Here is a 16,519-nt window from a genome sequence, read left to right as displayed (position 1 = left end):
CGCGTCGCAGGGGAGGCGGCGCGCTTCTTCCTGTTTCAGGCGCTCTCCGCCAGGTGGGTGGACAACGTCGCCGCTGTCGCCTGCACCAGGGGGGCGATCCGCGAGACCGCCTCGAGGGTCAGCCGGCCGGAAGGTCCCGACACCGAAACGGCCGCCGGAGCCGGTGTCCCGGTCAGCGGGACCGCCACGCAGCGCACCCCCAGTTCCTGCTCGCTCTCGTCCACGGCGTAGCCCTGGGCCGCGACCTGGGCCAGGTGCGCCAGCAGCGCGTCGGCGTCGGTGAAGGTGTGGTCGGTGTACGCGGGCATCCCCGTGCGGGCCAGCAGCGCGCGCACGTCCTCCGCCGGCAGCTGGGACAGGATCGCCTTCCCGACGCCGGTCCCATGCGGCAGCACCCGGCGCCCGACCTCGGTGAACATCCGCATCGAGTGCTTCGACGGCACCTGCGACACGTACACCACTTCGTCCCGCTCCAGGACCGCCAGGTTGGCCGTCTCGCCGGTCGCCTCCACCAGTTCCGCCAGCAGTGGCCGCGCCCAGGTGCCGAACTGCATGCTCGCGTGCTCACCCAGCCGGATGAGCCGCGCCCCCAGCGCGTACCGCCGGTTGGTGTTCTGCCGCACGTAACCGAGTTGCACGAGCGTGCGGATCAGCCGGTGGATCGTCGGCATCGGCAGGCCCGACGTGGCCGCCAGCTCGGACAGGCTCGCCTCGCCACCGGTGTCGGCGAGCCGCTCGAGCAGCTCGAACGCGCGCCGCAGTGACTGGACCCCGCCGTCGCGTCCCACCTTCGCCTCGGTCACCGCGTCTCCTCACATTGAGCTTCCGCTATGTAGAAACTATAGTCCGGGATGTAAAAACCGAACCGCAAGTTCTTCTTGGGAGTGTTCCGCATGGCTGACGTCCAGGTGCTCGGCGGCTCCGTCGAGCGAGGCGACGAGATCCTGACCCCGGAAGCGCTGGACTTCCTGGCCGGGCTGCACCAGAACTTCGCGGCGCGTCGTGACGAGCTGCTCGCCGCACGCGCGAAGCGGCGTGAGGAGGCCAAGCGCACCGGGCGCCTGGACTTCCTCCCCGAGACCAAGGAGATCCGCGAGGGCGACTGGAAGGTCGCCGAGGCGCCGCCGGCTCTGCGCGACCGCCGCGTGGAGATCACCGGCCCGACCGACCGCAAGATGACGATCAACGCCCTCAACTCGGGCGCGAAGGTGTGGCTGGCCGACTTCGAGGACGCCAACACCCCGCACTGGCACAACGTCGTCGGCGGCCAGGTCAACCTGCACGACGCCATCCGCGGCACCATCGAGCTCGACTCGAACGGCAAGCACTACGAGCTGCGCAAGGACGCCCCGCTGGCGACGATCGTGGTCCGCCCGCGCGGCTGGCACCTCGACGAGCACAACCTGACCTTCGACGGCCGCAAGGGCGTCGGCGCGCTGGTCGACTTCGGCCTGTACTTCTTCCACAACGTGCGCGCCCTGCTCGCGAACGACAAGGGCCCGTACTTCTACCTGCCGAAGATGGAGAGCCACCTCGAGGCGCGGCTGTGGAACGACGTGTTCACCCACGCCGAGAAGGAGCTGGGCATCGAGCACGGCACCATCCGCGCCACCGTGCTGATCGAGACCATCCCGGCCGCGTTCGAGATGGAGGAGATCCTCTACGAGCTGCGCGAGCACGCCTCGGGCCTCAACGCGGGCCGCTGGGACTACCTGTTCAGCGTCATCAAGTACTTCCGCGACGCGGGCGAGAAGTTCGTGCTGCCGGACCGCAACAGCGTCACCATGACCGCGCCGTTCATGCGCGCCTACACCGAGCTGCTGGTGCGCACCTGCCACAAGCGGGGCGCGTTCGCGATCGGCGGCATGGCCGCGTTCATTCCGAGCAAGGACCCCGAGGTCAACGAGAACGCCTCGAAGAAGGTGCACGCCGACAAGGCGCGCGAGGCGAACGACGGGTTCGACGGCTCGTGGGTCGCGCACCCGGGCATGGTCGAGCTGTGCAAGGAGGAGTTCGACAAGGTCCTCGGCGACAAGCCGAACCAGCTGGACCGGCTGCGTGAGGACGTGTCGGTGACCGCCGACCAGCTCCTCGACGTCGCGAGCACCGAGGGCCGCGCCACCGAGGCCGGCCTGCGCGGTGCGGTCGACGTCGGCGTCCGCTACATCGCGTCCTGGCTGGGCGGCAACGGCGCGGCGGGCATCCACAACCTGATGGAGGACGCCGCCACCGCCGAGATCTCGCGCTCGCAGATCTGGCAGTGGGTGCAGAACGGCACGCAGCTCGACAACGGCCAGAAGGTCACCCGCGAGCTGGTCAAGTCGGTTCTGGACGACGTCCGCAAGGAGCTCGACGGCCAGGTCCCGGCCGACCTGCTGGTCCCGGCGGTCGAGGTGTTCGAGGAGGTCGCGCTGGCCGACGAGTTCGTCGACTTCCTGACCCTGCCCGCCTACGAGCGGATCAAGTAGCCGTGGCGGGCCGGCTCGCCGGGGACGTCTACGCGGGCATCGACGCCCGGCTGTCCGAAGTGGACGCACGCGTCGAGGCGCGCTACCCCGGTGAGCCGGCCGGGCGGCAGCCGGTGCACACGGTCTACGTGCCGGCGCACCGGTACACGCCCGGCTTGGTCGCCCGCTGGGGCGAGCAGGCGCGGGCGGTGTTCGACGCGAACGGCCGGGCGCTCGGGCTCGACCCGGCGGTGGCCGAGCGGGTGCGGCGCAAGCTGGTCAGCGAGCCGATCGAGGACCTGCGCATCGACTTCGAGGACGGCTACGGCCGCCCCGGCGACGACGTCGAGGACGAGGCGGCACTCGCCGCCGGCCGGCTGCTGGCGGAGAACCCGGTGACCCCGTTCTGCGGGATCCGGTTCAAAAGCTTCGAGCGCGCGACGCGGCGGCGAGGAATCCGGACGCTGGACGCGTTCCTGTCCGGTCTGCTGGAGCACGGTGACCTGCCGCCCGGGTTCGTGGTGACCCTGCCGAAGGTGACGGCGGTCGAGCAGGTCGGCGCGGCCGCCGAGGTGCTCGGCCACCTGGAGCGGGCCTACGGCCTGCCGCCCGGTGGGCTGCGGTTCGAGGTGCAGATCGAGACCGCCCAGTCCATCGTGGACAGCGAGGGCCGGGTCGCGGTGGCGCGGATCGTGCAGGCCGCCGAGGGACGCTGCAGCGGGCTGCACTACGGGACCTACGACTACAGCGCCGGGCTGGGCATCGCCGCGGAGTACCAGAGCACGGAGCACCCGGCGGCCGACTTCGCGAAGGCGTTCATGCAGGTCAGCGCCGCGGGCACGGGGGTGAGGCTGTCCGACGGCTCGACCAACCGGCTCCCGGTGGGCGACGCGCTGCTCCCCGCGTGGCGCGAGCACCTGCGTCTGGTGCGGCGGTCGCTGGAGCGCGGCTTCTACCAGGGCTGGGACCTGCACCCGCACCAGCTGCCGACCCGCTTCGCGGCGACCTACGGGTTCTTCCGGGCGGGCCTGCCCGCGGCGGCGGCGCGTCTGCGCGACTACGCGTCGCAAGTGGACAGCGGCGTGCTGGACGAGCCGGCCACGGCGCGGGCGCTGTCCGGGTTCCTGCTGCGCGGACTCGATTGCGGTGCCGTCGACGCCGGCGAGGTCGAGGAGCTGACGGGCCTGGACCGCGCGCGGCTGGAGGCCTACGCGACCTTCTGGGGCTGACCGAGGAAGTCGAGCAGGGTGGCGGTGAGCGGGGCGGGCGCGTCCTCCTGCACCAGGTGTCCCGCGCCGGGCAGCAGCCGCAGGGTGGCGCCGGGGATCCGGGCGGCCAATTCCGCGCCCTGCGCGGCGGGGATCCACGAGTCCGCTTCGCCCCAGCACACCTGCACCGGCAGGTCCAGACTGCCCAGCAGCGGCGAGATCTCGTCGGTGTGACGCTCGTCCGCCTGGGCGATCTGCCGGTAGAACGCCGCCTGCCCGGTCTCCCCGAGCCACGGTGACACCAGTCGCTCCAGCACCTGGGGACGCAGACCGGGTCCGGACGCCGTGCTCACGTGCTCCCGCACCAGCGCGGCGTGCAGGTGCGCAGGCAGCTGCTCGAACACCGCGGCGTTTTCGCGCACCAGCCGGAAGAACGGCGTGCCCCACGGTGCGATCGCCACGACGTCCACCAGCGCGAGCCGCCGGTACCGCGCGCCGTGCAGCAGGTGCGCCCGCAGCGAGACCGCGCCGCCGAAGTCGTGCGCGACGATCGACGGCGACTCCAGGCTCCAGTGCTCCAGCAACTCCGTGAACACCAGCGCCTGCGCGGCCAGGGACACGTCCTGGCCCGCCCGCATCTCGGACCGCCCGTAACCCGGCATGTCCCACGCGAACACCTCGTGCCGTCCGGCCAGCGCCGCCGCGACGTCCCGCCACACGAAGGACGAAAACGGCGTGCCGTGCATCAGCACCACCGGCGACCCGGAGCCGGTTCGCGACCAGCGCGCGGTTCCGCTCGACGTCTCGATCCGCTCCACGCCCAGGACGTTACCAGCTAACCCAGTTAGACGGTAACCAGCAGCGCCAGGTACACGTCGACCTGCGTGACGAAGTCGTTCAGGTCCACGCCGAGCAGCTCCGAAGCCCGCGCGATCCGGTACCGCAGGGTGTTGACGTGGACGTGCAGCGCCCGCGCGGCGACCGTCGGCGAGCTCGAGCACTCCAGGTAGACCCGCACGGTGTGCACGAGATCGGTGCCCTGCGCGGCGTCGTAGGCGAGCAGCGGGCCCAGCACCCGTGCCCGGACGGTGCGCCGCAGTTCGTCCGGTGCGCCGGCCGCCAGCAGCTGGTGCACGGCGATGTCCTCACCCGCCACCAGCTCGATGCGCCCGCCGCGCCGGGCCGCCAGTTCCACCGCGTGCCGGGCTTCCTGCGCCGCGCCGCGCAGGCCGTCCACCGACGCCGGGCCGCCCGATCCCAAGTGGAACCGCGACAACGAAATCAGGCGGTCCACCCGCGTCAGCGCCTCACCCGCCACGCGCATCCAGTTTCCGGGCCCCGCGACGAGGGCGTAGGCGTCCTCGCCGACCACCCCGACCACTGGCCGCGCTTCGGCGAGCACCTCCGCCAGCACGTCCGCCGCCCGTCCCGCGCCGTCGTCCGGAGCACGGGCCAGCAGCACCCGGATCTCGGCGTCCTCCGGCAGCCCGGACGCGGCGTAAGCCTCCGCCACCGGCCCACCTTCGGCGAGCGCGTGGATCAACGGTTCCGCGGCGCGCCCGGACATCCGCCGCACCTGGTCCATCCGCGCCCTGGCGAGCCGCACCAGGTCGGCGAGTTCGCCGGCCAGCTCGCCCGGTTCGGGATGCCCGACGGCGAGCAGCCACGGCACCGTGAAGCTCCCGCCGACCGGCAGCAGCGCGCGCCCGTCGTGCACGGTCACCTCCCGGCCCGGCACCACGTGGGACACCGGATCGCCCGCCGGTGGCTCCGCCGTTCCCGCGACCACCCGTCCGGTGCCGGAGAGCACCCAGCACGGGGCGCCCAGCTCGATCGCGCCCTGCCGCAGCAACGCGGGCAGCGAGACGTCCTCGGTGGCCGCCGACAGCAAGCGCTTGCGAGCGCCGCCCGGTTCCCGGCCGCGGGCGGCGGCGAGCTCCAGCACCACGCGTTCGGTGATCACCGCGAACGACAGGTCGGCCGGTACCTCCAGCAGCGGGATCCGGTGCTGCGCGCACGCGTGCACCACGTCCGGCGGGATCCCTCCGGTGTCCGCACCGGACGCGGCCAGCGCGGCGACCCGGGCGCGCGCCAGCGCCGCCACGAACGGCTCCGCATCGCCGGGCTGTCGCCACCACAGCAGCCCGCTCAGGACGACCTCGCCCGCCGAGACGTACCGGCTCGGGTCGGGCAGCTCGGTCACGTAGATCCGGCGGACCTCGCGGCCGAGCAGCCCGGCGCCGGTGCGCAACCGCAACCGCAGTTCCGGAATCTCCAGCAGTGTCTTGACGGTCGTCATCAGGGTTGTAGGAAAGCACAAACCCGCGCCGGGCCGCTGCTGTCGGTTCGTACTGAGCCGCCGTTGCCGGTGCCCGTGCCGCGGGCGTCTACTGCTATCCATGGAATTCCTGCGACCGTCGACGCTCGCCGAAGCGCTCGCCGCGAAGGCGGAGCGCCCGGACGCGGTGCCACTGGCCGGCGGCACGGATGTCATGGTCGAGCTCAACTTCGATCACCGCCGTCCGGACGCCCTGCTGGACCTGACCCGCGTCGCGGAGCTGGGCGAGTGGACCACCGACGGCGACGACGTCCGGCTCGGCGCAGGGGTGTCGTACACGCGGCTCATCACCGAGCTGGGTGAACGGCTGCCCGGGCTCGCGATGGCCTCGCGGACCGTCGGTTCGCCGCAGATCCGCAACCGCGGCACGGTCGGCGGGAACCTCGGCGCGGCCTCGCCGGCGGGGGACACCCACCCCGTGCTGCTGGCCACCGGTGCACGCGTCGAGGCCGCGTCGGTGCGCGGCACCCGGATCATCGACGCCGACGAGTTCTACGTCGGCGTCAAGAAGCACAGCCTGGAGCCCGACGAGCTGATCGTCGCGGTGCACCTTCCGGTCGCCACCGGGCCGCAGCAGTTCGCCAAGGTCGGCACGCGCAACGCGATGGTCATCGCGGTGTGCTCGTTCGCCGTCGCGCTCGATCCGCGGGGGCGCCGGGCCGGCGCGGCGATCGGCTCGGCGGCACCCACGCCCCGCCGCGCCACCGAGGCCGAGGAGTTCCTGGCCGGCGAGCTGCCGTGGGACGCCCCGGCACCGCTGCGCGACTCGGTGAAACGACACTTCGGCGAGCTGGTCGCGGCGGCGGCCGCACCGATCGACGACGTGCGCGGCACCGCGGAGTACCGCAGGCACGCGCTGGCGGTGCTCGCGCGGCGGGCCCTCGGCTGGGCCTGGCAGGACTACCTGGGAAGTGAGCGGACATGCGCGTGAACGTGACGGTCAACGGCGAGCGCCGCGAGGCCGACGACGTGTGGGAGGGCGAGAGCCTGCTCTACCTGCTGCGCGAACGCCTCGGCCTGCCCGGCTCGAAGAACGCCTGTGAGCAGGGCGAATGCGGCTCCTGCACGGTCTACCTGGACGGCACCCCGGTGTGCTCGTGCCTGGTGGCGGCCGGGCAGGCGGAGGGGCGCGAGGTGGTCACGGTCGAGGGCCTGGCCGAGGGCGACCGGCTCGACCCGGTGCAGCAGTCCTTTGTGGACGCCGGGGCGGTGCAGTGCGGGTTCTGCACACCCGGTCTGGTGATCGCCGCGCACGACCTGCTCGCCAGGGTGCCGCGTCCCGGTGACGAGGAGATCCGCGAGGCGCTGGCCGGGAACCTGTGCCGGTGCACGGGTTACGAGAAGATCCTCGACGCGGTGCGGGCGGTGGCCCGATGACCCTGATCCTGGAGGGCGCCGCCATCGTGACGGTCGACGGCGACGGCAGCGAATACCGGAGCGGGCACGTGGTGGTCGACGGCGAGACCATCACCTCGGTCGGCGAGGGGCCCGCGACGGCCGAGGGGGAGCGGGTCGACGCGTCCGGCTGCCTCGTCACGCCCGGACTGGTCAACACCCACCACCACCTCTACCAGTGGGCCACCCGCGGGCTCGCGGCCGACGCCACGCTGTTCGAGTGGCTGGTCCACCTGTACCCGGTCTGGGGGCGGCTCGACGCGGACGTCACGCACGCCGCCGCGTCCGCCGGGCTGGCGCACCTGGCGCTGACCGGCTGCACCACGGTGGCCGACCACCACTACGTTTTCCCGCGCGACAGCGGCGACCAGATCGAGGCCCTGATCGCGGCGGCCACGCGGATCGGTCTCCGCGCGCACCTCGTCCGCGGCTCGATGGACCGCGGCGAGTCCGACGGCGGGCTGCCGCCGGACAACCTGGTCGAAACCACCGAAGCCGCGTTGCTGGGCACCGAAGCGGCCATCGACGCCCACCACGACCCGGCGCCGAACGCGCGCATCCGCATCGCCGCCGGGCCGTGCTCGCCGTTCTCGGTCAGCGAGGAGCTGATGCGGGAGGCCGCGGATCTCGCGCGCCGCAAGGGAGTCCGGCTGCACACGCACCTCGCCGAGACGCTGGACGAGGAAGAGCAGTGCGTCGCGGAGAACGGCTGCACGCCCGCCGAGTACGCGGACAAGCTCGGCTGGCTCGGCGACGACGTGTGGCTCGCGCACACCGTGCACCTGGAGCAGTCCGCGATCCGCCGTCTCGGCACGACCCGCACCGGATCGGCGCACTGCCCGACGTCCAACGGCCGCCTGGGCACGGGTATCGCGCCGGTGCGGGAGCTGCTCGACGCGGGCGCCCCGGTCGGGCTCGGTGTGGACGGCGCGGCGTCCAACGAGTCCGGCGGCCTCGGCGAGGAGCTGCACCAGGCGCTGCTGCAGGCGCGGCAACGCGGCGGCCCGACCGCGCTGACCGTCCGGGAGGCGCTGTGGATGGGCACGATGGGCGGCGCGCGCTGCCTCGGCCGGGCGGGCGAGCTCGGGTCGATCGAGCCGGGCAAGCTCGCCGACCTGGCGGTGTGGGACCTGACCGGCCTGCGGTACGCGGGGATCGACGACCCGGTCGCCGCGCTCGTGCTCGGCACGACGCCACCGCTTCGCCTGCTGCTCGCCGGCGGCCGCACGGTGGTCGCCGACGGCGAGTTGCGCACCGGCGACGAGGCCGCGATCGCTCGCGAACTGACCGCGGCGAGCAGGAGGTTGCGATGACCACGGTCGAGCGGGTCACCGCGGCGGAGGGCATCGGCAGCAGCCCGCGCCGCCCGGACGGGATCGTCAAGGTGCGCGGCGAGTTCGCGTACTCCTCCGACCTGTGGCACGAGGACATGGTGTGGGGCGTGACGCTGCGCAGCCCGCACCCGTCGGCGCGCATCACGGCCATCGACATCACCGAAGCGCTGAAGGTGCCGGGCGTCGAGGCCGTGCTGACGCACGAGGACGTGCCGGGCGTGAACCGGTACGGGCTCGAACACCCCGACCAGCCCGTGCTCGCCGTCGACGTCGTGCGCTACCAGGGCGAACCGGTGGCGCTCGTGGCCGCCGACCACCCCGAGACCGCGCGCCGGGCGATGAAGCGCATCCGCGTCGAGTACGAGCTCCTCGAACCCGTCACCGACGCCGAGGAAGCCGTCCGCGGTGAGGCCCCGAAAGTGCACCCGAACGGCAACGTGGTGCGGCACGTCCCGGTGCGACGGGGCGACCAGTCGGCGACCGCCGAGGTGGTGGTCTCCGGCGTGTACGAGGTGGGCATGCAGGACCAGGCGTTCTTGGGGCCCGAGTCCGGGCTCGCGGTGCCGGCCGAGGACGGCGGCGTCGACCTCTACGTCGCGACCCAGTGGCTGCACGTCGACCAGCGGCAGATCGTGGCCGCGCTCGGCCTGCCCGAGGACAAGGTGCGGCTGACGCTGGGCGGGGTCGGCGGCGCGTTCGGCGGGCGCGAGGACCTGTCCATCCAGATCCACGCGTGCCTGCTCGCGCTGCACACCGGCAAACCGGTGAAGATGGTCTACAACCGGGAGGAGTCCTTCTACGGCCACGTGCACCGGCACCCGGCGAAGATGTACTACGAGCACGGCGCCGGCCGCGACGGCAAGCTCGTCTACGTCAAGGCGCGGCTCTTCCTCGACGGCGGCGCCTACGCCTCGTCCACGGGCGCGGTCGTCGCGAACGCCGCGACGCTCGGCGTCGGGCCGTACGACGTGGACAACGTGACGGTCGACTGCTGGGGCGCGTACACGAACAACCCGCCGTGCGGTGCGATGCGCGGGTTCGGCGCGGTGCAGGCCGCGTTCGCGTACGAGTCGCAAATGGACAAGCTCGCGGCGGCGTGCGGCCTGGACCCGGTCGAGGTGCGCGTCCGCAACGCGATGAGCGAGGGCTCGCGGATGCCGACCGGGCAGATCGTGGACTCGGCCGCGCCGGTCGCGGAGTTGCTGCAGCGGGTGGCCGCGAAACCGCTGCCGGTCTCGCCGTCGGGTGACCGAGACCTGCGGACGCTCCCCGGCGGCGTCTCGAACACCACGCACGGCGAGGGAGTCGTGCGTGGCGTCGGCTACGCGGTGGGCATCAAGAACATCTGCTTCTCGGAGGGCTTCGACGACTACTCGACGGCGCGGGTGCAGTTGCGCGTGGTCGGCGACGAGGCGGCGGCGACGGTGCAGACCGCGGCGTGCGAGGTCGGGCAGGGCCTGGTGACGGTGCTGCAGCAGATCGTGCGGACCGAGCTGGGCGTGGAGCGCGTGACGATCCTGCCGGTGGACACCTCGATCGGCAACGCGGGTTCCACGTCGGCGTCCCGGCAGACCTACGTGACCGGGGGAGCGGTGCGGGCCGCGTGCCTGGCGGTGCGCACGGCGTTGGCCAAGCGCGTCGGCGCGCCCGACCTGGAGCTGGTCGGCGGCAAGGTCGTGTCCACCCGGGACGGTGTGCTCGCGGACCTGGTCGACGTGCTGGGCGACGAGGTGGTCGACGAGGTGGTGGAGTGGCGGCACCGGCCCACCGAGGTGCTCGATCCCGAGACCGGCGCCGGCAACGCCCACGTGCAGTACGGTTTCGCGGCCCACCGGGCGGTCGTGGACGTGGATGTCGAGCTGGGCCTGGTGAAGGTGGTGGCGCTGGACTGCGCCCAGGACGTCGGCCGCGCGCTCAACCCGCAGGCGGTGCTGGGCCAGATCCAGGGCGGTTCGGCGCAGGGGCTCGGGCTCGCGGTGATGGAGGAGATCCAGACCCGCGACGGCAAGATCCGCAACCCGTCGTTCACCGACTACCTGATCCCGACGGTGCTCGACATGCCCCCGATGTCGATCGACGTGCTGGAGCTGGCCGACCCCAACGCCCCCTACGGCCTGCGCGGGGTCGGCGAGCCGCCGACGATCTCGTCGACACCGGCGATCGTGGCCGCGATCCGCGCCGCGACGGGCAAGGACCTGCCGCGGGTCCCGGTACGGCCCGAGCACATCATCGGCTGAGGCCGCGTTCGCCGGGCGCCAGGTGGCGGCCGGACATGACGAACGCACCGCCGCGGTCGTCGTAGGTGTTGGGCACCACCCGGTGTTCGCCGCCCATGAGGTGCAGGAGGTCCTCGCCGAACAGGCAGGTTTCGATCAGGACCCGGTCGCTCGCGTGGTCGGTGCCGGCGAACCACAGGCCGATGATCTCGCCGCCGGCCGTGCGCACCTTGGCGAAGTTCCCGGTGCCGCCCTGGGGCGGGGCCGCACCGGCACGTTTCCCGTCGACCAGGTCGCCGACGCCGAGCGGCGCCGAGATCAGTACGCGGGCGTCGTTGGCCGCGCGGACGATCCGGGCCGGCCCGTCGGGGAGGGCGATGCCGGTGAGGTCGTTGATCGTCGCGCTGCCCGGCTCGGGAAGACCGAACGCGGGCCCGTGCCGGTTGGACGGAGCGGTGAGCGCGGTCGGCCGCTGCGGGTCCCACAGCTGCACACCGCACTCGCGGTGTTCGCGGAACGCCGCGGCGATGACCTCGGTGGACCCGAGGGACACCGGCGCCAGGTCTCCCCGGCCTGCTCCCACAGCTCGAGCGTCCCGCCGAAGCGGGCGGCGGCGAAACCCGCCGTGGCGCCGAAGCGGACACCGGTCAGCCGGTGGACCTGATCGCCCGCGTGGCCCGGCGGATGCGGCGGCTGCTCGAACCCGAACACCTGCCGGCCGCTCGCCGGGTCGACCACCCGCACCGCGTCCGCTCCGCGACCGCGATCAGCGGTGGCTCCGCCGGGATCACTGCCAGCGCCGAGGCCCGTGTCCCGGTGAGCCGCCGGGGTTCGTAGCCCGCCCGGCCCATCCGGTCCGGGTCCCACAGCGCCACTCCGTCCGTGCCACAGGAGGCCAGCGCCCAGCGGGCACACCGTCGGCGGCCGGCACGGTGGTCACCCGGAACACGGTCGCACCGTGCCCGCGCAGTTCCAGCCCGCCGCCCGGCAGGGGGCCGGCGGCCGGTTCGGTGCGCGGCGGCGGAGTCCGACGGCGCCGGAACGGGTTGCGCATGCCTGCTTCCTACCAGTCACCGCCGGGGTGCGGAAGGAATCAGCCGGCGAGGAGTTCGCGTGCCGTGGCGACGGCGGCCTCGCCCGCGACCGCCAGCGGCTCGACGTCCCGGAGCGAGCGGCTCAGCACGAACGCGCCCTCCAGGCCGGTGATCACCGCGATCGTCAGCCGGCGTGCGGCGTCCTCGGACAGGCCGAACCGTCCGAACACCGCCGTGCCCGTGGCGATCCACGCGGTGAACACGTCCGCGGTCGCCCGGCGCAACGTCTCGTTCGTGCTCGCGACTTCCAGGGCGACCGTCGCGATCGGGCAGGCGTCCGCGTAGTCCGTTTCCCGCAACGTCACGGCGGCGGCGGCGAACGCCTGCTCCAGCCCGGTGACCAGGTCCGGCGCCGGCGCGATCAGGAGGTCGAACAGCTTGCCGTACGCCATCCCCGACGTGCGGATGACCTCCTCGGCCAGCTGTTCCTTCCCGCCGGGGAAGAAGTGGTACAGCGAACCGAACGGCGCGCTCGCCTCGCTGACGATCTGCTTCAGGCCGGTCCCGGTGTAGCCGTTGCGCCGGAACAGCTCGGCGCTCACGGCCAGGATTCGCTCCTTGGTGTTGCCCACCGCCCCGATCCTAGCTAGCCTCCTCACTAGAGCGATCTATCAAATCTGGGGGCGACGCGATGCCCGAGATCGAACTGTCCGCAGGCACCATCGACTACACCGACACCGGCGGCGACGGCCCGGTGATCGTCCTCCTGCACGGGCTCACGATCGACAATTCCGTGTGGCGCAAGGTCGTTCCCGGCCTGCCCGAATACCGCTGCGTCCTGCCGAACTGGCCGCTGGGCGCGCACAAGAAACCGATGCGGCCCGACGCCGACCTGACCCTGCGCGGCCACGTCCGGCTGCTCGCCGAGTTCCTCGAGGCGCTCGACCTCCGCGACGTCACCCTGGTCCTGAACGACTGGGGCGGTGGCCAGTTCCTGATCTCCGAGGGGCTGACCGGCCGCCTCGCCCGGCTGGTGCTCGTCGCGTGCGAGGCGTTCGACAACTTCCCACCCGGCCTGCCCGGTCGCATGCTCGTCCGCGTCGCGCGGATTCCGGGCGGCATGAAGGTCCTGCTGCACCTGCTGCGGTTCCGCGTCGTCCAGCGCGCGCCCGGCTCGTGGGGCTGGATGAGCAAGACCCCGGTGCCGCCGGAGGTCATGGACACCTGGTTCGGCCCGGCCCGCGAGAACCCCGCGATCCTGCGTGACACCGTGAAGTACGGGCTGTCCACACCGCCGAAGGAGACGTTGCTGGAGTGGTCCGGCAGGCTCGGCGAGTTCACCGGGCCCGTACTCGTCGTGTGGGCGACGGAGGACAAGCTGATGCCCCGCGAGCACGGGCCGCGTCTGGCGAACCTCTTCCCCGACGGCAGACTCGTCGAGGTCGGCGACAGCTACACGCTCGTCCCCGAAGACCAGCCGGAACGGCTCACGACCCTGCTGCGGGAGTTCGTTCCCGTCGCGAGCCGAAGATCAGGTTGAGCACCACCGCCACGATGCAGCCGGCGCTGATGCCGGAGTCGAGCACGGTCTGCACCGCCGAGGGGAAGTGCGCGTAGAACTCCGGCGCGGCGATCGGGATGATGCCGACGCCCAGCGCGGCGGCCGCGATCGTCACGTTCGCCGGCCGGTCGAAAGCCGCCGTGGACAGGGTCCGGATGCCGCTGACGGCGACGCTGCCGAACAGCACCAGCCCGGCCCCGCCCAGCACCGGCTGCGGCACCAGCGCCACCACACCACCGGCGACCGGGAACAGGCCGAGCAGCACCAGGATCGCCCCGCACGCCGCCACCACGTACCGGCTGACCATCCGCGTCAGCGCGACCAGCCCGACGTTCTGCGCGAACGCGGTGCACGCGAACCCGCCGAAGACCGTCGACACCGCGGTGGCCACGCCGTCCGCGCGCAGACCGTCGGCCAGGGTGCGCTGCCCGGCCGGCCGCCCGACCACCTCACCGAGCGCGAGCATGTCGGCCGTGCTCTCCGCCATGATCACGACCATCACGATCGCCATCGAGACGATCGCGGCCACGTCGAACGCGGGCGTGCCGAAGTGGAACGGGCTCGCCACCCCGAACGCGGGCGCCTCGCGGAAGGTCGACGTGTCGACCTCGCCGAGCGGCCACGCGATCAGCGTGCCCAGAACCAGGCCGAGCAGCAGCGCGATCCGGCTCCAGAACCCGGGCAGGAACCGGTTGAACGCGAGCACCGCCAGCAAGGTGATGGCGGCCAGCAGGATGCCGTGCCCGTCGGCCGAATCCTGCTGGCTGGAGATCCACTGGATCGCCACCGGCAGCAGCGAGATCCCGATGAGCGTGATCACCGTGCCCGTCACCAGCGGCGGGAAGAACCGCGTCAGCCGCGAGAAGAACGGGGCGGCCAGGACGATCAGCGCGGCGCCGACGAGGGTGGCGCCGTAGACGATCCCGAGCGCGTCACGGGGCCCGTGCTGCTGCACGATCGCCATCACCGGGGCGACGTTGGCGAACGTGACGCCGTTGACCAGCGGCAGACGCGAGCCGAACCGCCACACACCGAGCGTCTGCAGCAGGGTCGCCAGGCCCGCGGTGAACAGGCTCGCGCTGATCAGCAGGCTCAGCTGACCGCCGGACAGGCCGACGGCGCTGCCGATGATCAGCGGCGGGGCGACGACGCCGGCGTACATCGCGGCGACGTGTTGCACGCCCCCGACGACGAGTTGCAGGGCCGGGGGCCTGCGATCGACCGGATGCACTTCCGTCTCGGGCGCGGCGGTCGTGGTCACGCGGTTCTCCCAACTGCCCGGGGCTACTCCCAGGCGGGGCCCGGGTCCTGCGCGTCGTCGCGCAGGACGGTTCCTTCGATCAGACCGTAGGGACGGTCCGCGGCGTGGAAGACCTCGTTGTCGTTGGTGAGCCCGAACGGACCGAGGTCCACCGCGAAGTGGTGCTTGTTCGGCATCGACAGCCGGATCTCGGCCACCTCGGCGCGTTCGGCGAGCACCGCCTCGCCCATCGCGTACAGGGTCTGCTGCAGCGACAGGCTGTGCTTGGTCGCGAAGGTCTCCAGCAGGATCCGCCGGATCTCGGCGAAACTCTTGTGCCAGTCGACGTCCCGGCCCTGGTAGCGCCACCGCGCGGTGACGGCGGTCGCCAGGATGCGGTCGTGGGTCTCGGCGAGTGTGGTGTACCTGTCGCGCGGGAAGCCGTGGAACTCCGAACCGGCCGACTTGAGCACGACCAGGTCCCGCAGGCCGGACACAACCCAGTGCCGGTCGTTCTCGACGGTCACGACGGTGGTGCGTTTTTCCTCGCCCGCGCGGGAGAACGCGTGGTCGTGCGGGCGGCCGCCGACCGTGATGCGCTCCCAGCCGTGCTCGTCGATCGTCACGCGGGCGCCGGTGATCTGGGCGAACTCGCGGACGAAGTGGCGGCCCAGGCGCAGCGCGAAGTCCTCGATCTCGCCGACCGGGCTTTCCTTGGCGAAGGCGTAGACCGTGTTCTTCTGCGTGTCGGTGGCGACGACATCGGAGTTGTCGCCGGTCAGGTGCGTCTTCGCGAGGTCGCCGCGCAGCGCCGTGGACACCGTGAGGTCCTTGAGGTGGTGCACCGCGCCGGTGCGGGTCACCGTGACGAGACGGACCTCGGCCTTGCCGTACTGGTTGGGGCCCAGCCTGATCGCCATGGTCAGCTCCCTCGGTAGGTCGAGTAGGAGAACGGGCTCAGCAGCACCGGGACGTGGTGGTGCTGCGTGCCGTCGAAGACGCGGAAGGACACCGTGACCTCGGGGAAGAACGCGTCCGGGCCCAGGTGGGGGCCGGTGTCGAACACCAGCCGGTAGACGCCGGGTTCGAGCCGGTCCGGGCCGAGCTCGCGGATGCGGCCGTCGTCGTCGGTGCGCCCGCGCGCGATCTCCGTGCCGTCGGCCGCCTCCAGCCGCACGTCGATGCCCGCGGCGGGACGCCCGGCGGCGGTGTCGAGGACGTGGGTGGTCACCAGGCTCATGCCGTCACCGCCTTTTCCAGGCGCAGCACGGCGATCTCGACCAGTTCCCGCCCGGCGACGGCCAGTTCGGTGACCGGGTCGTTGTGCATGCGCTCGCGCAGGTTCGCCAGCAGTTCCGCGCCGCCGCGGCCGCTCGCGCGGACCAGGAAGACGTGCCCGAAGCGCTCCTCGTACTCGGCGTTGGCGGCGCGGAACTTCGCGGCCGCATCGTCGTCCACACCGGACTGTTCAGCGCGGGACCAGCCGCCGGACGGCTTGTCGCCGATCCGCGGGTGCGCCGCGATGGCTCGCCGGGTTTCGTCCGCGGTCAGGGTGAGACGGGCCGCCGCCGTCAGCGCGGCGAGGTCCGGATAGGGCCGCCCGTCCAGTACCGCGTCCACCCAGCGCGGAACGTCCAGGCAGGCCGTGAGCAGATCCCTGGCTTCGTCCGGGGGTGCGCTGTTGAACTCGGCGAGCGTGACAGTCAAGTGCTCCTCCGGATCACGGTCCTGTCGATGCTGGTGCCT

General features: G+C 72.5%; 17 protein-coding genes. 8 read left to right on the top strand and 9 right to left on the bottom strand.

What is annotated here, in order from left to right:
- Nucleotides 1-35 precede the first annotated feature (35 nt).
- Nucleotides 36-803, bottom strand: coding sequence for an IclR family transcriptional regulator (locus FB470_RS03730; protein WP_306988762.1), 768 nt, complete (start codon nucleotides 801-803; stop codon nucleotides 36-38).
- Between the two features lie 90 nt (nucleotides 804-893).
- Between FB470_RS03730 and aceB the strand changes: the two genes are divergently transcribed.
- Both aceB and FB470_RS03720 read left to right on the top strand, forming a co-directional pair.
- Nucleotides 894-2,468, top strand: a complete 1,575-nt coding sequence (gene aceB / locus FB470_RS03725; protein ID WP_306988761.1) for a malate synthase A — start codon at nucleotides 894-896, stop codon at nucleotides 2,466-2,468.
- Nucleotides 2,469-2,470: 2 nt separating this feature from the next.
- Entirely contained in the window at nucleotides 2,471-3,676 is a 1,206-nt protein-coding gene (locus FB470_RS03720; RefSeq protein WP_306988759.1) for a DUF6986 family protein, read from the top strand.
- Here FB470_RS03720 and FB470_RS03715 read toward each other — a convergent pair.
- Together FB470_RS03715 and FB470_RS03710 are read right to left on the bottom strand one after the other, a co-directional pair.
- On the bottom strand, nucleotides 3,655-4,473 hold the full coding sequence (locus FB470_RS03715; RefSeq protein WP_306988757.1) for an alpha/beta fold hydrolase: 819 nt from the start codon (nucleotides 4,471-4,473) through the stop codon (nucleotides 3,655-3,657). The two genes, FB470_RS03720 and FB470_RS03715, sit on opposite strands and share 22 nt — an antisense overlap.
- Before the next feature lie 26 nt (nucleotides 4,474-4,499).
- On the bottom strand, nucleotides 4,500-5,954 hold the full coding sequence (locus tag FB470_RS03710) for a PucR family transcriptional regulator (protein WP_306988755.1): 1,455 nt from the start codon (nucleotides 5,952-5,954) through the stop codon (nucleotides 4,500-4,502).
- A gap of 100 nt (nucleotides 5,955-6,054) precedes the next feature.
- On the opposite strand from FB470_RS03710, the gene FB470_RS03705 reads away from it, so the two are divergent.
- Genes FB470_RS03705 through pucD form a run of 4 tightly spaced genes read left to right on the top strand, consistent with a single transcriptional unit; the run spans nucleotide 6,055 to nucleotide 10,959 of the window.
- Nucleotides 6,055-6,924, top strand: a complete 870-nt coding sequence (locus tag FB470_RS03705; RefSeq protein ID WP_306988754.1) for an FAD binding domain-containing protein — start codon at nucleotides 6,055-6,057, stop codon at nucleotides 6,922-6,924.
- Nucleotides 6,915-7,370 (top strand): (2Fe-2S)-binding protein, encoded by a 456-nt coding sequence (locus FB470_RS03700; RefSeq protein ID WP_306988753.1) that lies wholly within the window; start codon nucleotides 6,915-6,917, stop codon nucleotides 7,368-7,370. The genes FB470_RS03705 and FB470_RS03700 overlap by 10 nt, the downstream gene beginning before the upstream one ends.
- Nucleotides 7,367-8,701, top strand: coding sequence for an 8-oxoguanine deaminase (locus FB470_RS03695; protein WP_306988752.1), 1,335 nt, complete (start codon nucleotides 7,367-7,369; stop codon nucleotides 8,699-8,701). The genes FB470_RS03700 and FB470_RS03695 overlap by 4 nt, the downstream gene beginning before the upstream one ends.
- Nucleotides 8,698-10,959, top strand: a complete 2,262-nt coding sequence (gene pucD, locus FB470_RS03690) for a xanthine dehydrogenase subunit D (protein ID WP_306988751.1) — start codon at nucleotides 8,698-8,700, stop codon at nucleotides 10,957-10,959. The genes FB470_RS03695 and pucD overlap by 4 nt, the downstream gene beginning before the upstream one ends.
- Here pucD and FB470_RS03685 read toward each other — a convergent pair.
- Nucleotides 10,949-11,491: a hypothetical protein gene (locus tag FB470_RS03685; RefSeq protein WP_306988750.1), complete on the bottom strand. Its 543-nt coding sequence runs from the start codon at nucleotides 11,489-11,491 to the stop codon at nucleotides 10,949-10,951. The two genes, pucD and FB470_RS03685, sit on opposite strands and share 11 nt — an antisense overlap.
- 101 nt (nucleotides 11,492-11,592) lie before the next feature.
- On the opposite strand from FB470_RS03685, the gene FB470_RS03680 reads away from it, so the two are divergent.
- Complete coding sequence (locus FB470_RS03680) at nucleotides 11,593-11,775, top strand: hypothetical protein (RefSeq protein ID WP_306988748.1); 183 nt, start codon at nucleotides 11,593-11,595, stop codon at nucleotides 11,773-11,775.
- A 256-nt stretch (nucleotides 11,776-12,031) separates the two neighbouring features.
- On the opposite strand, the gene FB470_RS03675 is transcribed toward FB470_RS03680, so the two are convergent.
- Nucleotides 12,032-12,604 (bottom strand): TetR/AcrR family transcriptional regulator, encoded by a 573-nt coding sequence (locus FB470_RS03675; RefSeq protein ID WP_306988746.1) that lies wholly within the window; start codon nucleotides 12,602-12,604, stop codon nucleotides 12,032-12,034.
- Between the two features lie 59 nt (nucleotides 12,605-12,663).
- Between FB470_RS03675 and FB470_RS03670 the strand changes: the two genes are divergently transcribed.
- Nucleotides 12,664-13,512, top strand: a complete 849-nt coding sequence (locus FB470_RS03670; protein WP_306988744.1) for an alpha/beta fold hydrolase — start codon at nucleotides 12,664-12,666, stop codon at nucleotides 13,510-13,512.
- On the opposite strand, the gene FB470_RS03665 is transcribed toward FB470_RS03670, so the two are convergent.
- The 4 genes from FB470_RS03665 to uraD are packed head-to-tail and all read right to left on the bottom strand — an operon-like array spanning nucleotide 13,460 to nucleotide 16,480.
- On the bottom strand, nucleotides 13,460-14,794 hold the full coding sequence (locus tag FB470_RS03665; RefSeq protein ID WP_306988742.1) for a nucleobase:cation symporter-2 family protein: 1,335 nt from the start codon (nucleotides 14,792-14,794) through the stop codon (nucleotides 13,460-13,462). The genes FB470_RS03670 and FB470_RS03665 overlap by 53 nt on opposite strands.
- Nucleotides 14,795-14,817: 23 nt before the next feature.
- Entirely contained in the window at nucleotides 14,818-15,693 is an 876-nt protein-coding gene (gene pucL, locus FB470_RS03660; protein WP_306988740.1) for a factor-independent urate hydroxylase, read from the bottom strand.
- A gap of 2 nt (nucleotides 15,694-15,695) precedes the next feature.
- Entirely contained in the window at nucleotides 15,696-16,013 is a 318-nt protein-coding gene (gene uraH, locus FB470_RS03655; RefSeq protein WP_306988739.1) for a hydroxyisourate hydrolase, read from the bottom strand.
- Nucleotides 16,010-16,480, bottom strand: a complete 471-nt coding sequence (gene uraD / locus FB470_RS03650; RefSeq protein ID WP_306988737.1) for a 2-oxo-4-hydroxy-4-carboxy-5-ureidoimidazoline decarboxylase — start codon at nucleotides 16,478-16,480, stop codon at nucleotides 16,010-16,012. The genes uraH and uraD overlap by 4 nt, the downstream gene beginning before the upstream one ends.
- Nucleotides 16,481-16,519 lie beyond the last annotated feature (39 nt).

The sequence above is a fragment of the Amycolatopsis thermophila genome (assembly GCF_030814215.1).
Classification (GTDB): domain Bacteria; phylum Actinomycetota; class Actinomycetes; order Mycobacteriales; family Pseudonocardiaceae; genus Amycolatopsis_E; species Amycolatopsis_E thermophila.
The sequence above is the reverse complement of the archived record's forward strand: the minus strand, read 5'-3'. Positions and strand labels throughout refer to the sequence as shown.